Source organism: Pedobacter sp. UYP1, from assembly GCF_040547305.1.
Classification (GTDB): Bacteria; Bacteroidota; Bacteroidia; order Sphingobacteriales; family Sphingobacteriaceae; genus Pedobacter.
In genome coordinates, this window is the sequence record NZ_JBEPPL010000017.1 from 1 (window position 1) to 16994 (window position 16994).

Here is a 16994-nt window from a genome sequence, read left to right on the forward strand (position 1 = left end):
TTTTTGGAGTGGAAACGGCATTACCTTTAGCATCTCCTACATATAGTTCTGTGTTGTTTAGTTTATTGTCTACAGGTACCCAGTCTGTGCCGTTATAAACGTACAGGCGGTTATCTGCGGTGTTGTAGTAAGTATCACCTGCAACTGCTGTACCCGGAGCGGTGGGCCCTACTGGTGTTTTGGTAGTTTTTGAATCTACGTATTTTTTAGTAGCGGCTTCCTGATCGGTTGATGGATCGGCAAGGTTGATAATTTTGAAATTAGTTGTTCCATTACCTATTGCAATATCCTTTACTGCGTTTCCAAAATCACTCAGTGGAATATCATCTTTCGCAACTGCTTTTGCCTTGTTTAATATGTCACCTACAAGCATGTGATCTCTTGGAATAGTTAATGAGCTAGGGATAGCAAACTGATCATCTACATAACTTCTGGTAGCAGCATCTAAAGGAGCCTCAGGATATTTCAGGAAACTAATACCGAATTGTGTATCCTTATCTCCCATATAAATATTGTCTTTTGCTTCTCCGAAACCACTGACAGGAATTAGTTTTTTAGCTGTGGGTTTAGCTTTTCCTTTATCATTTCCAACAAAAAAAGACCCTTCAGGTAAAACCAGAGAATCCGGGTTTCTAAATTGATCATCAACATATTTCTTTGTAGATGCATCTCCGTCAGCTACTGGAGTACCTAAATTATTAAGCACAAGCCCCCCCATAGAAACAGGTACAACTGGTAAGCCAAAACCACTTAAAGGAATCGTATTTTTCAATACATCGGCAGCTTTTCCTTTATCGTCACCTACGAAAAAGTTCCCTTTAGTTAAGGAGATATTAGCAGCGACAATAACTTTAGTATCTACGTAATTCCTGGTCGCTGCATCCTGAGCATCCTTTGGTTCAGCCAGATTAGTCATATTAAATCCTCCTAAAGAAACAGGAAGTACAGCTGGTCCAAATTCACTAAAAGGAATACTCTTTTTTTCTACAGCTGTTGCTGTACTAATATCATTTCCAACAAACATAAATCCTTTTGGAAGGCTTAGCTTTCCTGGCGCAACGATGCGATTATCGACATAATTCATTGTTGCGGCATCCTGAGGAAGCTTTGGATCACTCATATTGGTAATCTTGAAACTTACACCACCAGGGATTCCGTCACCCATAGAAACATCTTTCAAAGGCCTGTCAAATCCACTGATTGGAATCATACTTTTGGCAACTGCAGTAGCTATACCAGAAGAATTTCCTATAAAAAAGTTATCGGCAGGTAAGGCTAAAAGAGCAGGTTTTGCAAACAACGATTTTAAATAACCAAGCGTTACAGCATCTGATGCGAGTGAGGGATCTTTAAGATTAGTAATTTTAAAATTTGTAGTTCCATTACCCAGCTTAATATCATCTGTAGGAATGCCAAAGCCACTTAGTGGAATACGTGCTTTATCAAGTTTCTCATCTGTGATTGCATTCTTCTCAATAATCAATCTGCCGGAAGCCCCAAGAGTTGCATCTCCGGAGATCGTTACTCCGCTCGCCATGTTGGAACTGTTTCCCATAAAGATTTGTCCGCTGTTTAGTGAAAGATCGGCAGGCACCCATGCTGTACCATTGTAAACATATAGTTTATGGTCTGCTGTGTTGTAAAACAGGTTTCCTTCTTTGACAAGAACAGCAGAAGGATCTGGATTCGTATCTCCTGATGGAGTGGATCCGTTAGCAGAAATTTCTAACCATTTTTTGGAATTATCTAAGACGTAAAGTGTATTGTTATCTGTGTTGAAATAAAGATCTCCGGGCTTACTATTGCCAGGAAATTCAGTTCCCGGCCCGCCTGGAATAGATAATCCACCAATATTTATCCACTTGTTATTGACATCGAACATGAATAGCTTCTGCTGACTTTTGTCATAGAATACATCTCCATATTTAGATTGTGTAGGCAGCGCGGTCAGTACTTTTGGTAATATCCAGGAGTTTCCGTCATAAGTATAATTCTGATCATCAAGCGCATTGTAAACAACATCGCCCTTAACTGCATTATCCGGAAGACCAAATACGAAAGGGATATTAGTGACCATTTTCCAGCCACCAGTCTCCATCTTATAGATTTTTGAATTACCGGAAAGCAGCACGACATCTCCAACTTTTGCTGTGGCTTCAGGAAGTGTGGTACCAGAACCATAAGTAGGGATACTATTGTCTATAGATAAGGTTGCTGTATTTTGGGCACTGGTCAGAATCGCAACTCCTGCATTATTGGTAATCAATGGAAATCCTTTAGCCGACGGACGATAGATCAATCCATCTCCAATAGTTGGAGCAACTCCATCCATTGCCTTTGACAATGCATTGATAATAGAACCTTCTGTAGTCAGGGAGATAATTTCAAACATCTTTCCACTGCCATCAATGATCCTGTCACCTGGTAGCCCATCGGTTGACTGAAATACACCCGACTGATCGGTAAAAACTCCCCGAATCTGATATTCATTGATTCCCATAGCTTCAATTTTCTGGATCACAAACTGTCCGTTGAACTGTACTATAGATTGTGCTTTACTGCTGCAGACTGAGAAAATCAGAATAATAAATACGCAGAACCTTGATATTTTCATCTGTTAAAAATTAATCATTACATAGAATCCGTTACCGTTTGTAAGGTTGTTCACTCCGGTTAACATAAGATTTAGTGTTCCTCCACTGTATCCTACGGTTTGAACATTGAGATTGCCGGTACCTGCAGGCTGGTAACTGTCCGCGGTACTTAAACTTGCAGCTGCTGCTGTTCTCTGAGCAAAACTTATAAATGGAATCATTGTATCAGTAGCATCGTTGTTGACCAATCCTGATTCATCTTTAATAGAAAGACTAATAAACGATTTACTCCCTATTTCCAGAAGTGTTGTATTCGCTCTGATATAATAAACAAGTACACCTGCCGGGATCGTAATATTCATTGCATTACCCGTTAAAGTATAAGTTACTCCAGGGCCGGATGCTTTAACCATAACCTTTCCGCCATTCAACTTATAAACCTGGTAGCCGGAACTTCCACCGCCCGCGGCTGGAGTAACCCACTTTGCTTTTGTACCGTCTGCACTTACTGTTAATACTTTATTTGCATCGGTAGCAGTTACGATGTCATCAATCTTATCTAGTTTAATTTTATCTGTGTTTGGCATCAAACCGGCCGCCACGGCTGTTGCGCCTGGAATAACAACTGCTTTTCCAGGGCTTGTTGGTGTAATTGTTCCTGTTAGCGGGGCTGCAGTATAAGTTAAGTCTGTTGTGGCACCGCCTCCACCACTTGCTGGTGTTGTCCAGGTAAACCCACCACTTCCGTTTGAAGAAAGGACTTGTCCTGTTGTTCCGTTAGCGGTAATGTTATTTAATTTTGTAGCGGTAATGGTTTGGTTCGCGATATCTGCTGCGACAATTGTTCCGTCCAGAATATGCGCTGAGGTCACTTTATTCGTACCGATTGCGGTGGTGATTGGCCCGGTACCTGTTCCACTCACATCGCCCGAAAGTGCAATAGTCTGGTCACCTGTATTTGTGCCAGCTAAATTACTTCCAATAATTGTTCCTGATGTATTGATAGAGGTTGGCGTGATATTTCCTAAACTCAGCGAAATACCTGGCGTAGTGTTAGGGGCTGCCACTGAACCAACAATACCACTAGCTGTTGTCAGGGATACATTGGTTACTGTTCCGCTACCGCCGCTGCCACCTGCTGCATTGAGTGTATTACCAGTAAAGCTTAAGCCTGTTCCCAGCGTAATTTCACTTACTGCTGTTCCTGACGCGCCAGATCCTAAAAGCTTATTTGCCGTCATGGCTTGCATCTTGGCATAAGTAACTACACCGGGTTGGATAACCACAGTATTCTTAGTCGTAGTTTTTACATCTCCAGTAATAATTGCATTGGTTTCTACGGTTTGAGATTTACCAGGAATATCTGTCTGATCGCCGGTGTTTGTTCCGGTTAAGTTACTTCCGGTAATTGTTCCGCTTGTAGTGATAGCTCCTGTAGCATTGATGGCTGTTGGGGTAATTGCGCCCAGTATTAATGTAATTGCTGGCGTAGTAGTTGGGTTGGCTACTGTACCACTGATCCCATTTGCATTGACAATGGAAGCAGAAGTGACTGTTCCACTGCCACCGCCTGTACTAGCTGTCCATAATGCAGCGGTTCCACCGCTATTTACAGTAAGTACTTTATTGGCGTCGGCTGCTGTAAATGCAGGAACCTTTTTATCAATATATGTTTTTATTGCCTTTTCTGTTGGGAATTTAACATCCGAATTGCTGGCAAATGTTCCATCAGTACTTTTATTAACGGCATCTTCTTTACCCGCAAGTGCAGCGGTGTGCGCTGCAACGGTAGGGTTTGCACTCACTCTTGCTTCAGTGTAATATTTATTGCCAGCCTCAGTTACCTGATCTGTGGTGTAATCTCCAGGTGCCGCAGCAATTGCTCCGGTTCTGCCAAATACAGTAGAAATTGTACTGCTGCTGCTTACTTTATCCCAGTTTGTTCCATTTGAAATTACCCAGTCTCCTACGTTTAAAGTCAAACCTTGTTGTGTCCCTGCTGTGGTCACTACAAAATAATATCCTTTGTTAGCTGAACCCGGGGCTGCCAGTGCTGGTGAATTTGACACCGCATTATAGACACCTTGATAAGTAACTGCCCCAGTCAAAGAGTTTGGTAAGTATTTGCTGTCAATTTTACCAGAACCGTCTAATGGAGTTACGCCTGAAGGTGATCCTTTTTCTGTAATATTTATTTTTCCATCCAGTGCTGCTTTAGTCAGGTCACTGATGATTTTATCTTTATCTGCTGTATTTTGGATATTTCCAAGACCTAAGTTTGTTCTTGCTCCGGCAGCATCTGTTGCTCCTGTTCCACCATTGGCAATTGCAACTACACCTGTTACGTTACCGGCTGTGGTAGCAGAGCCTGCTGTGGTTGCAGTGGTCGCATTCCCTATTAAATCTGCTTTGATTTTACCTGCGGAGAAGTCACCGTTGGCATCTCTTTTAACTATTGTATTGGGTGTATTGATGGCAGTTGCTGCATTTGCAAGGTTAACACCGTCTTTAATTACATCAGCAGCTAAACCACCTACTTGTTTGACTAAAGGTAAATCTGCAGTACCGGTGAAGTCTCCTGCTAATTTTAGTTTTCCTTTGGTAGTTGCATCTGCATCAGGAACTGCTCCTGCTCCTATTTCAGCTGCTTTTACTGCTGCGGCAACTGTTTTGTCTACATAGGTCTTTGTTGCTTTCTCTGTAGGGAACAACTCATCTGAGTTACTTGCAAATGTTCCATCAAGACTTTTATTAGCAGCGTCTTCTTTTAAATTCACTCCGAGTTCTGCTTTCAGATCGGCTGGGGTAACTTCGATCAGCGTAGTTGCGTTTCCTGCTTTAATATAGTTTCCGGCAGTATAAGAATCTTTACCAGTTCCGCCATTGGTAACCGGAAGAATACCTGTTAAGGAACCAGCTGTAACTGTACCCCAGGTACCATCACCGCGAAGAACTTTCGTTGCATCAGCAGTACCTGTAGTTTTCAAAGCCTCTACAGGAATCGTTCCGGCACCGAATAGTTTCTCTTTAAGAGTTCCGGTAGTCAGGTTATCTGCATTTGTCTGGTCAACATTTTGAACTTTATCTAAAAGAAGTACCGATTTGACTGTTGCAGCATTTAATGGGGTTGGTACTGCAGGTGTCAATCCGGAGTTACCTAAAATTGTATTTGCAGGGATAGGTGCCAGTCCTAAAGTAGCGTTGCCGCTGGTAGCTCCTCCTTCTAACCCTGTTCCGGCAGTTACACTGGTTATTCCACTGGTACTGCCTGATGCGGTTGCGGATAATACTCCGCCTGCATCAATACTAAGGTTTGCACCAACTTTAATTCCTCCTAAGATAGTCGCAGAAGCTGCCGTCAAAATATAACTGCTATTACCTAAACCATCTAATTTTGCTTTATCTGCCGGCGTAAGCAAGCCCGATTTGGTTGTTGTTGCATCGGGGATGTTCACCGCTAATGTTCCTCCGTTGATGGCGATACCATTACCAGCAGTAATGTATTCTGGTTTGCCTGCTATTGCTGTACTATTTCCTATTAATGAATTTGGTAAAGCATCGGCCATTTTAGCCAGCGTAACCGCTTTGTCTGCTAAGCTTAAGTCTGTTATATTGCCGTCTCCGGTTAAGGTTGCATCGTGTTTAACACCAGTCATTCCGCCACCTGCAGAGGTGGTTATTTTACCTTGTAATTCCTCTAATGCAGCTTGTACATTGGTTGAAACCAGTGCGCCTTTTGGGGTAACAGGAACCGTAAGTGCAATCTGGTCACCTGTATTAATATTGGTCATGTTATTGATTAGGGTAAGCTGCGCGTCAGTAACATATTTTTTATTCGTTGTTTCTGCAATATCAGCAGTAGTTGCGTCTTCGCCTCTGGTCACTAATCCTTTAGCATCATAAGTTATTTTAGTTTTAGTAGCAGCAGTTATCGGAGCATTGTTATCTACTTTTTTATTCAGTTCATTTCTAACGGCATTACTAACTGGTTTATTGATATCGGAGGTATTGTCAACATTTCCAATACCTAAGTTTGCTTTGGCGTCTGGTACATTATTTGCACCTGTACCGCCATTAATAATGGGAACAATACCTGATATATTACGTGCAGTACCGTCAATATTACCAGTAGCATTTCCGATGTTCGGTGTAGTTAATGTTGGAGAGTCGCTTAAAACAATAGCTCCTGTACCTGTCGTTGCTGCTGCTGTAATTGCGCCTGCTTTTCCTGTTAGGATACCTTCAACTGAAGTTCCAAGTGTAATATTAGGGGTAGTTGATGGATCAGCAACTGAACCTGTTAACCCATTTGCCGGAGTTACAGCTACAGAAGTTACAGTTCCCTGCCCTATATTGCCACCAGCACCCGATGTTGCGTAAGTAATACGGCCTTTTGCATCTATCGTAACATTTGCAGATCTGTATTCACCAGGAGTAACTCCTGTGTTTGAAAGCCCTAATGGCTTGCTTAAATTTCCAAGGCCTGTGAGTGTAGCATCATGTACTACTGGTCCGCCACTGCTACCGTCGTTTAGCAATGAATAAAGATCCACCTGGCTGTTTCTTGGTCCTGATATAGATAATACTGTCCCAACAAGACTCAAAGATTGGTTCAGGTTTTCAAGACTTACTGTATTTCCACCTCTTATAGATAAGTTACTCGCTCCATCATAGCTCAATGCTGGTATTTGTCCAGGGTTTACTGGCCCTGTAATCAGTTTATCATCAACGTATTTTTTTGTAACCGCATCCTGATCTTTTGCCGGCGCAGCAAGGTTCGTAATTCTGTACCCTCCAAAGGACACATTTTTAGCTGGCACCCCGAATCCACTCAGCGGGATGTTCTTTTTATCCAGATCAATATTACCAATTGTTCCATCAGCAATTTTAACTGAGGTAACGGCATTGTCCGCAAGGTCAAGTGTAAAGTCTTTCAAAACAGCCTCCTGACCGTTTACGATCGTTATAGTCCCTCCAGATGTGACTGTTTTCCCTATTCCGGGCAAAAAATTCCCCGGAATCCCAGGAATCCCTTGAATACCCTGGATACCTTGTACTCCAGGATCGCCTTTTGGACCGGTTGCACCTGGAATACCCTGTGCTCCAAGCGTCCCAGGATCTCCTTTTGAACCTGTTGCGCCAGGAATCCCCTGTGCTCCGGGTGCACCAGGATCTCCTTTTGGACCTGCTATTCCCTGGATTCCCTGTGAACCAGGTATACCCGGATCTCCTTTTGAACCTACTAATACTGTCCCGTTTGCTGGCCAGCTTCCTGATCCTTTGGGGCCATATAAAGTATTATTACTGGTATTCAAATAGAAATCTCCGTTTGAACCTATAGCTGAAGAAGGCACAACATTTCCATTTAAGATAGTATTTCCACTAGTTCCATTGCCTCCTGAAGTTAACTCTGAGTTATTTACCAGCCTCTGCCACTGTCCGTTATTATAAAAATAAAAGCCAGAAGAACTATTTGTCTGGTAGATTAATAAACCATTGGCAGGGTTATTGATATCATTACGTTGTAAAAGTGACATCCTTGGGATAAGAAGACCTTTTGAAGTAGAAAGTATTTCAAGTTGGGCACTTGCATCAGGAACATTAGTTCCAATTCCAACTTGAGCTTTAGCACCGAATGCAGAGAGCAGTCCGATAAGCACGGCAAAATGCTTAACTTTTTTATTCATGAGCGTATTGAATTTAAAATAGTAGATTATTTTTTATAGCAAAAAGGGGAAACGAGCATAAACAAGTCCACTCTAAAGCCAGAGTACACTGTTTATTCATTTCCAATTATAGGTTAGCAGTTAAATATTAAAATTGCGAATCAGGAATCTTCTGATAATTCATAACACATTCAGGTGGTATGAAAATTAGTGGAGAGAGACCGTCTTTTTTGTACTTTAGATGTTTTTTCATTACTGGAAATATATTTACAGGAACAATCGTTAAGCGTTGAATATTTGCATTTTAAACTCATAGGTAAGTCCACTTTTGCAAAAATTTCTCAATTTGGGAGCTAAGCTACCAATCCATATCTGAATTTTATTGCATCATAAGCAAAGTTACCACAGCACAACGCAAAAATAAGAGTCAACAAACTGACTGTCAGTTAATTAATTTTAAATTTTATTTCTGAAATAAAAATATGAGCTAACCGGAAAAAGGAATGAGGCCACTCCTTTTTACCTAAAAAAGCCGGTAAGTTGAATTGATTTCCAATTTCGAGAATTAGAAACTTTAAGTTAATTACATCACTTACATCCACCTGCTCAGGTAGGTGTTGAATGCATCTTTATATTGTTCACCCACGGTTATACTTAGTGAGCCGATGTTCAAACTATTCTTGGTAACAGAATTTACCTTTTCAAGTGAAACGATGTAAGATCGGTGAACCCGCATAAATATTTTAGCAGACAGCTTTTGTTCCAGAACCTTAAGGCTGGTTAAAGTCAATATCGCCTTGTCTGCGTTTTCCAGATAAACTTTTACATAATCTTTAAGTCCTTCAATATACAGGATGTCTTTAATAGCAACTCTAACCAGATGATATTCAACTTTTAAAAAGATATACTCTTCTTCCTGTTCAGTCTGAATAGTGGCTTGCTGGGCAGGTTTAACCAGTTCAGCATAAGCTCTTCCCTTATTGGCTGCAATCAGAAACTCTTCATAATTAAATGGTTTCAACAGATAATCCAGCGCATCGACTTTATAGCCTTCGAGTGCAAAGTTGTTAAAAGCCGTGGTAAATATTACTCTCGGGCCATTACTACCGGGCTGTCTGTCCAGAATCCGGGCCAGTTGAATCCCCGTTAGATCTGGCATCTGTATATCCAGAAAAATAAGATCTATTTCCTGTTCATGAATCATAGTCAGCGCGGTTACCCCACTGGAGAAACTGCCTGCAAGATGTAAAAAAGGAGTTTGTTCAATAAAACTGCAAACCAGCCCCAGGGCTAGTGGCTCATCGTCTACCGCTATACAATTCAGTATCATCAAGTATTAAGGTTAAGTGAACAATAAATTCATTGGTATCTTCAGTCTTACCGGCCGAAAAAGTATGCTTACCCGGATATAATAAATCCAGACGTCTTTTAGTATTTGTGAGTCCTATACCCCCATAATTATCTGCAATCTCTGCATTTTCATTAAAAATCGAGTTCCTTACCTTCATCTCAAGGAGATCTTCTTCCATACTCAGCTCAATAGAGATCACCGAGGATGAAGTTGAACTTACACCATGTTTGAAGGCATTCTCAATATAAGGAAGAAATAACATAGGTGCGATTTGTATATCATTATTGATCAGCGGACCTTCAAAAGTAACTTTAGTCGTATCATTCAGCCGAAGCTTCATGAGCTCAATATAATCGACGATAAAGGAGACTTCTTTGCTGAGTGGGGTACTGCCTGCCTGAGTGTCATACAAGAGATAACGCATCATTCTCGATAATTTATGCAGTGCATTACGGGATTTCTCTACGTCCACATGTGTTAGGGCATAGATATTATTCAGCGTATTGAAAAAGAAGTGAGGATTAATCTGGGCTTTTAAAAAGGACAATTCTGATCCTATCCGGTCTTTTTCAAGTGCTTCCTGCAATTGTTTATTAGCTTGCCATTTTTGTATCAGGGTTACGCTGGTGCTGATTCCGATCACCAGGAAAGTCATCATGATCAGAAAAATATCCATCTTGTTTCCGGCTTTCGGAAGTTTCGGAATACCGATTTTCATAAATGCCTGGTTAATTAGAAAAGGTAAATTCAACGCGTCATCCAAAGATTTCACGAGGAAGCTACTCAGCGCTGCCACCAAAACTATAATCAGCAAAAACAGAAAAGACTTATTCTTCATCAGCAATTGCGGAACGAAGATATAGCTATTGACATAAAAGATAATAATGAGCAGAAACAGTTCAAAACTTTGCTTGATCCAGAACTGGGGAGGTACAGTAATACTCCAAGTTAATGGCATATAAAAAAGCAGGATAAAGGCGAATAGCATCCATAATAAAATATGGAGAAGAACTGTGATATAGGAACGGCTTTTTACTGCATTCATCTATTCAAAAATTTAATTATATTTATTAGGGCAAGGTAATCAACCTATAGTAATAGGTGCAAATCTTTCCATCGTCCACTTTTTGTTCTTTGTCGGTATGTTTTAACCACCAGTCGATTATACTTTTTTCGCCTCGTTAATTAACGTTAATTAGATCTGTTAAACCGGATTTTTAATCTCATCATATGTCACAATTAACCATTAAGAGCCTGCTCTTTTTGTTTCTTGGCTTCTCCTGTATTCAAGGTTTCGCCCAGGACACGACAACTAAAGATATTCCAGTGATATGGGATCTGGCTACCTGTCTTGACTATGCAAAGCAAAACAATATTCAACTCAAGACATTAAGACTAACTACCGAAAGCGCCAAACAAGACGAACTACAGTCGAAATCTGCACTGCTGCCCAATCTTTCTGGTTCAGCGTCTCAATCTTTCAATCATTATAACCTGAATACGAATGGTTCAACCAATGCCATTAATTATTCTGGTGCTTATGGACTGGCCTCTTCCTGGACATTATATAAAGGAGGTTATCTGAAAACTGATATTAAACAGAAAGATTTGGCTGTTCAGTCTGCAAATTTCACTGTCCTTTCTACTGAGAACGATATTACCCTGGCCATTACGCAGGCGTATTTAAGCATTCTGCTCGATAAGGAAAGTATTGTGTACAATCAGGATCTGGTCAAAACATCGACTGCACAACTTGGTCAGACACAGCATCTTTTTGAGGTGGGTACTGCCGCAAAAAAAGATGTAGCTCAATTTCAGGCACAACTCGCCGGGGATCATTATAATTTGATCACTGCACAAAATGCAGAGCGCCAGGATAAAATTACTTTAAAACAGTTATTACAACTACCTGCAACTCATGATTTTGATATTATAAAACCTGACACTGTAATCTCTGATCAATCCATCCCAGCCCTGCAAACGGTACAACAATATGCCTTACAGAATCGTCCTGAAATCAAAAATGCTGAACTTGGCGTACGCATAGCAGCCCTTGATGTGGATAAAGCTAAGTCTGGTTACCTCCCCACTTTAACATTGGGAGCTGGAGTCGGGACAAGTTATGCGAATGATCCGACCTATAATGCTTTCAAACAATTTGATAATAATTTCTATCAGCAGGGCGGACTAACGCTCTCTGTTCCGATTTTCACGAACAGAATCAACAAGACCAATGTTGCTAAGGCAAAAATACAGGCTATCCAATCTGATCTGGCATTGGAAAACACAAAAACCACGCTGGCACTAACTACTGAAAAAGCTTATATCACTGCGCAGAATTCACAAAGTCAGTTAGTTTCAGCAATTGAACAATTAAAGTACAACACAGAAGTTTACCGGATAGCCACTCAGGAATTAAAGATTGGCGTCTTTAATATTGTCTCTTTTTATCAGCAGCGAAATTTATACGTCCAGGCGATGCAATCGTATATACAAGCAAAATATAATGCTGCACTTGCTGCAAGAATTTATGCCTTTTACTTGGGAACACCCATTAAATTATAAATCATGAACTCTAAAAAAATTAGGTTAATTATAGTCTCAGTGATTGTTTTAGCTGGTTTGGTTTGGTACTTCTTTTTAAGGACTAAAGAAAAACCTGTTGTGCTAACCACAGAAACCGTCAGTAAGGGTGCAATCTCCACGAGTGTAACGGCCACCGGAACGGTACAACCTGTCGACACGGTTACTGTAGGTACACAAGTATCGGGAACAGTCTCTGCTTTATATGCTGATTTCAATTCTACAGTAAAAAAAGGTCAGCTTGTTGCGCAACTGGATAAAACACTGATTATGGCCACAGTCGATCAGGCCAAAGCGGGTGTGGCGCAGGCGCAGAGCAATCAGAGTTATCAGGCTGCAAATTTTAGCCGTCAAAAACAATTGTTTGAAACGGGTTCTATCAGTAAACAGGATTATGATATCGCTTTAAATACTTATCAGGTGGCTAAAGCTACTGTTAATAGTGCTCAAGCGCAGTTAAGAGCGGCAGAAAGAAACCTTTCTTTTACGCAGATTTATTCTCCTATTGACGGTGTTGTGTTAGGCAGAAGTGTGAATATCGGGCAAACACTAGCAGCCAGTTTTAATACCCCTACAATTTTCACCATTGCGAAAGATATCACCAAAATGCAGGTCCAGGCAAAGGTGGATGAGGCCGATATAGGTAATGTTGTTGTTGGGTTGAGAGCATCATTTACTGTAGATGCTTTTATTGATGATACTTTCAATGGGACGGTGAAAGAGATTCGTCTGCAACCTTCTATATCGGCGAACGTGGTGACTTATTCTACACTGATTGATGCACCAAATAATGACAAAAAATTAAAGCCGGGAATGACAGCCAACATTGTAATTTATACGAAGGAGGTTAAAGATGCCTCGTTGATTTCTGTACAAGCCATAAAGTTCAATCCGGATTCATCCTTAAAGAAACAGTACGAGCTTATACCAGCACCCGAAAAACGACATGAACGTAAAGCGCATGGTGCTGATGGTAATAAAATGAGGAAACAAACGTCAGACAGCACTTCCAAATCTGAGACGGTAAAGGTTCCTGACAGCTATGTCTGGGTTTTACAAGCGAACAAGCTCATTCAGAAAAAGATTAAAATTGGTTTGAATGACAATAACCATGTGCAGGTATTAAGTGGATTAAATGACAATGAGGTCGTGGTTACCGGAACTGAATCTGTTGCCGCAGCAAATGCCGCTGCGGTTAAGAGTCCGTTTATGCCACAAAGACCGGGAGGAAGAAAACGATGAACAACAAAATTCTGGAAATCCTGAATGTAAAGCGTGAGTTTACCATGGGTACTGAAATTGTAAGGGCATTGAAAGGGGTCTCTTTTGAGGTCAATGCTGGAGAATTCGTAACCATTATGGGAAGCAGCGGTTCAGGAAAAACAACGTTATTAAATATGCTTGGATGCCTGGATAAACCTACAGACGGGATTTATATGCTCGACAAGGTCAATGTGAAAGAGCTTTCCAGAGATCAGCTGGCCAAACTAAGAAATACGAAGATTGGCTTTGTTTTCCAGGCTTATAATTTACTACCCCGTACTACGGCATTGGAAAATGTAGAATTACCCTTGCTTTATAATCCTGCAATAGGTTCGAAAGAGAGAAAAGAAAGAGCTATTGCAGCTTTACAAGCTGTGAAGCTGGATGGAAGGTTTGACCACACTCCCAACCAATTGTCAGGCGGTCAGCAGCAGCGTGTAGCCATTGCAAGAGCTTTGGTAAATGAACCGGTAATGATTCTGGCAGATGAGGCGACGGGTAATCTGGATACACGTACCTCTTATGAAATCATGTCCCTGATGCAGGATTTGAATCAGAATGGAAAAACAATTGTGTTCGTTACGCACGAGCCTGACATTGCAGGATTCAGCAGCAGAACGATCATGCTTAGAGACGGTAAGGTTCAAAAAGACTCAATGAATACTAACCATCGGTCTGCCAAAGAGGCTTTAGCTTCTCTGCCAGCAGCCGATGATTATTAAAATATGCGATTATGAAACTCATTAATCTGGTCAGACTGGCCCTGTTAGCTTTAGAACGCAATAAATTACGTGCCTTGCTCACTATGCTCGGTATTATTATAGGAGTGGGTTCTGTAATCACAATGATGTCCATTGGGGAAGGATCAAAAGAAAGTATTAATGCATCACTGTCTAGTATGGGCTCCAATATGATCACCATTACTCCTTATAGTAATGAACCTGGAGGAGCAAGATTAGGCGGAAGCAGTTTTAAAACTTTAACCTACAAGGATGTGGAAGCTATGAAGAAAAGTGCGCCTGATATTGCTACACTCTCTCCGCTGGCCTCCTCTAGCGGACAGGCAATCAATGGGGCAAATAACTGGCCGACGAATATACAAGGAGTTAGTCCGGAGTACCTTGATATCAGAAAACTGGTGATCAAAGAGGGAATTGTATTTTCCGACCAGGACGTGAGGGCATCAGCCAAGGTTTGTTTACTGGGCAAAACAGTTGTCGACAATCTTTTCCCGAATGGAGAAGATCCAATAGGCAAGATCATCAGGTTCGGAAAGATTCCCTTTCAGGTTATCGGTGTACTTGTCCCTAAAGGATATAGCAATTTCGGACAGGATCAGGATGACCTGATTATTGCACCTTATACAACCATTCAGAAAAGAATAACTTCCTCTATTTATTTTGGAAGTATCTATGCGTCTGCAATTAATGAGGGTGCTTCTGATGCTGCGGTTAATGAAATCAATTCGATTTTGAGAGAATCTCATCGCTTAAGACAGAATCAGGATAATGATTTTCAGGTCAGGACACAAGCAGAGCTGATGACCATGATGAATTCTACCAGCAGTATGATGACCGCTTTATTAACTGCGGTAGCCAGTATTTCTCTAGTGATTGGCGGAATTGGAATTATGAATATCATGTATGTTTCAGTAACCGAAAGAACACGTGAAATAGGCTTAAGAATGTCTATTGGGGCGAGGGGAATTGATATCCTGCTTCAGTTTTTAATTGAGGCAGTTATGATCAGTATTACCGGTGGTGTGATTGGTGTCGTGATCGGGGTATCAGCGGCATTGATAGTCCCTAAAATGCTGAATTGGCCAACCGTAATTTCTGAGTTCTCTATTGTGATCTCCTTCCTGGTCTGTGCAGTTACAGGGATCTTCTTTGGCTATTATCCGGCCTTAAAGGCTTCCCGTCTCGACCCTATTGAAGCGTTGCGTTACGAATAATTAATTTTGGCAGGAAAAAGTACTACTATACTTTTCCTGCCTTATCCATTAAAGGTTCAAGCGTAAGACGCCACCTTTAAGGCTATAAAATTGTTTATCAGGATAGGCTTCCAGCAATAATTCTCCTGCAATGACACTTCTGATTCCAGAGTGGCAGAACAAAATTACTTTCTTTCCTTCAATAGGTGGAATTTGCTTTCTTAGTTCAGATAGTGGTAAACTGACAAAGTCAAATCCGGATGCTGCAGGAAGTTCACCTGGCTCCCGCACATCAATAATTGTGAAATCCCCTGTTTGTTTCATTTTATTAAAATCTGCCGGACTCATTTCTTTAACTTCTCCGCTCTGTTGTTTAATACCGCAAAACCATTGATAATCCATTTGAGCGAAAGCTTCCAGACTAGCGGGTAAAGTTGTCTCTCCTAAAGCTGCAGGTGATAACTTGAGTTTATACGTTTCTCCAGAATACAGGTTATAAATGATCATTTTATTGATCAGCGGTATTCCAATCCCCGAAATCAGTTTGATTGCCTCACTGGCCTGCATTGTTCCAATAATGCCTGGTAAAACACCAAGCACTCCTGCTTCCGAACAATTTAAAACTTCACCTGGCTGTGGGGAGGTGGGAAAAACATCTCTGTAATTCACTTTAACACCATCAGCGCCTGCCACATTAAAGACAGCAACCTGTCCTTCGGATTCGGACAATGCGCCATAGATTAAAGGTTTGTTTAATAATACACAGGCATCGTTGATCATATACCGTGTCGGAAAGTTATCTGAGCCATCAATCACAATATCAAATTCATTTAAAATTGATACCGCATTCTGATTCGTCAATTGTAACTGATAGGGAATAATTGTAATATCAGGATTGAATTTCCTTAATCTTTCTGCTGCGCAGGATGCCTTTGAAAGTCCCACATCTGCAACTGTGTATAAAATTTGCCTGTGCAAGTTACTCAGCTCTACTACATCATGATCTATAATCCCTAAAGTGCCAATACCAGCCGCAGCAAGATATTGTAAAATGGGACAACCGAGTCCACCTGCACCAATGACCAGCACTTTTGCTTCAAAAAGCTTCTGCTGACCACCAGACCCAAAATCTTTAAGTAATATTTGCCGCTGATAGCGTGCTTCGCCCTTTATATTCATTTTAAAATCCGGAAAATGGTCTGGATATAAAGATAGCGCATTGAAAGAACTTTCGAAAAAAACAGGTTACCTGGCACGATTAAAACCGGCTGTCTGTGGAGCTTTTCTGAGGAATATTGGATTGTGATTACATACGGTAGCGCAAAGATACAGATCTGCCTAAAGCCTGAGCAAGATCAGGTTCAATAGTAAATTCACTCTCCTGCTGCATCCAGACCTGATTGATACTTTTCAATAAAGTTACCGGCTGCCCGTTTAAAATTATTTTCAATTCGGTAGTTTCTTTATTTATTGACGCACCATTTACAATTTCGTACACATAATCTGTGTCTCTATACGTTATACGCATTTTCAATCCCATATTCTTCTCCTCGACCCCAAAGATAAATTAAAACTCCTATAACGGCGTGTTTTTGTTGCTATTG

General features: G+C 41.0%; 10 protein-coding genes. 4 read left to right on the forward strand and 6 right to left on the reverse strand.

Annotated elements, in window-relative coordinates; all coding sequences use genetic code 11:
• The 4 genes from ABIB30_RS23645 to ABIB30_RS23660 all read right to left on the reverse strand — a co-directional run.
• On the reverse strand, positions 1-2614 hold a 2614-nt coding region (locus ABIB30_RS23645; protein WP_354305520.1), incomplete at its 3' end, for a hypothetical protein.
• A gap of 3 nt (positions 2615-2617) precedes the next feature.
• Complete coding sequence (locus ABIB30_RS23650) at positions 2618-8281, reverse strand: beta strand repeat-containing protein (RefSeq protein WP_354305521.1); 5664 nt, start codon at positions 8279-8281, stop codon at positions 2618-2620.
• A gap of 571 nt (positions 8282-8852) precedes the next feature.
• Complete coding sequence (locus ABIB30_RS23655) at positions 8853-9590, reverse strand: LytR/AlgR family response regulator transcription factor (RefSeq protein ID WP_354305522.1); 738 nt, start codon at positions 9588-9590, stop codon at positions 8853-8855.
• Positions 9559-10656 carry a sensor histidine kinase gene (locus ABIB30_RS23660; protein WP_354305523.1) on the reverse strand — a complete coding sequence of 366 codons (1098 nt, stop codon included), beginning with the start codon at positions 10654-10656 and terminating at the stop codon, positions 9559-9561. Before ABIB30_RS23660 ends, ABIB30_RS23655 begins: the two co-directional genes overlap by 32 nt.
• A gap of 185 nt (positions 10657-10841) precedes the next feature.
• On the opposite strand from ABIB30_RS23660, the gene ABIB30_RS23665 reads away from it, so the two are divergent.
• The 4 genes from ABIB30_RS23665 to ABIB30_RS23680 are packed head-to-tail and all read left to right on the forward strand — an operon-like array spanning position 10842 to position 15411.
• Positions 10842-12176, forward strand: a complete 1335-nt coding sequence (locus ABIB30_RS23665; RefSeq protein WP_354305524.1) for a TolC family protein — start codon at positions 10842-10844, stop codon at positions 12174-12176.
• 3 nt (positions 12177-12179) lie between these two features.
• A complete protein-coding gene (locus tag ABIB30_RS23670) occupies positions 12180-13436 on the forward strand; it encodes an efflux RND transporter periplasmic adaptor subunit (RefSeq protein WP_354305525.1) in 1257 nt (418 codons plus the stop codon).
• Complete coding sequence (locus ABIB30_RS23675) at positions 13433-14179, forward strand: ABC transporter ATP-binding protein (RefSeq protein WP_354305526.1); 747 nt, start codon at positions 13433-13435, stop codon at positions 14177-14179. Before ABIB30_RS23670 ends, ABIB30_RS23675 begins: the two co-directional genes overlap by 4 nt.
• An 11-nt stretch (positions 14180-14190) precedes the next feature.
• The gene (locus ABIB30_RS23680) at positions 14191-15411 is read left to right on the forward strand and encodes an ABC transporter permease (protein ID WP_354305527.1); all 1221 of its coding nucleotides are present in this window, start codon (positions 14191-14193) and stop codon (positions 15409-15411) included.
• A 48-nt stretch (positions 15412-15459) separates the two neighbouring features.
• On the opposite strand, the gene ABIB30_RS23685 is transcribed toward ABIB30_RS23680, so the two are convergent.
• Complete coding sequence (locus ABIB30_RS23685; RefSeq protein WP_354305528.1) at positions 15460-16569, reverse strand: ThiF family adenylyltransferase; 1110 nt, start codon at positions 16567-16569, stop codon at positions 15460-15462.
• 127 nt (positions 16570-16696) lie between these two features.
• Positions 16697-16918 carry a hypothetical protein gene (locus ABIB30_RS23690; protein ID WP_354305529.1) on the reverse strand — a complete coding sequence of 74 codons (222 nt, stop codon included), beginning with the start codon at positions 16916-16918 and terminating at the stop codon, positions 16697-16699.
• Positions 16919-16994: the final 76 nt, after the last annotated feature.

Coding starts and splice junctions, on each gene's coding strand:
- ABIB30_RS23650 (WP_354305521.1), bottom strand. CDS start 8,281: ATGAATAAAAAAGTTAAGCATTTTGCCGTGCTTATCGGACTGCTCTCT.
- ABIB30_RS23655 (WP_354305522.1), bottom strand. CDS start 9,590: ATGATACTGAATTGTATAGCGGTAGACGATGAGCCACTAGCCCTGGGG.
- ABIB30_RS23660 (WP_354305523.1), bottom strand. CDS start 10,656: ATGAATGCAGTAAAAAGCCGTTCCTATATCACAGTTCTTCTCCATATT.
- ABIB30_RS23665 (WP_354305524.1), top strand. CDS start 10,842: ATGTCACAATTAACCATTAAGAGCCTGCTCTTTTTGTTTCTTGGCTTC.
- ABIB30_RS23670 (WP_354305525.1), top strand. CDS start 12,180: ATGAACTCTAAAAAAATTAGGTTAATTATAGTCTCAGTGATTGTTTTA.
- ABIB30_RS23675 (WP_354305526.1), top strand. CDS start 13,433: ATGAACAACAAAATTCTGGAAATCCTGAATGTAAAGCGTGAGTTTACC.
- ABIB30_RS23680 (WP_354305527.1), top strand. CDS start 14,191: ATGAAACTCATTAATCTGGTCAGACTGGCCCTGTTAGCTTTAGAACGC.
- ABIB30_RS23685 (WP_354305528.1), bottom strand. CDS start 16,569: ATGAATATAAAGGGCGAAGCACGCTATCAGCGGCAAATATTACTTAAA.
- ABIB30_RS23690 (WP_354305529.1), bottom strand. CDS start 16,918: ATGCGTATAACGTATAGAGACACAGATTATGTGTACGAAATTGTAAAT.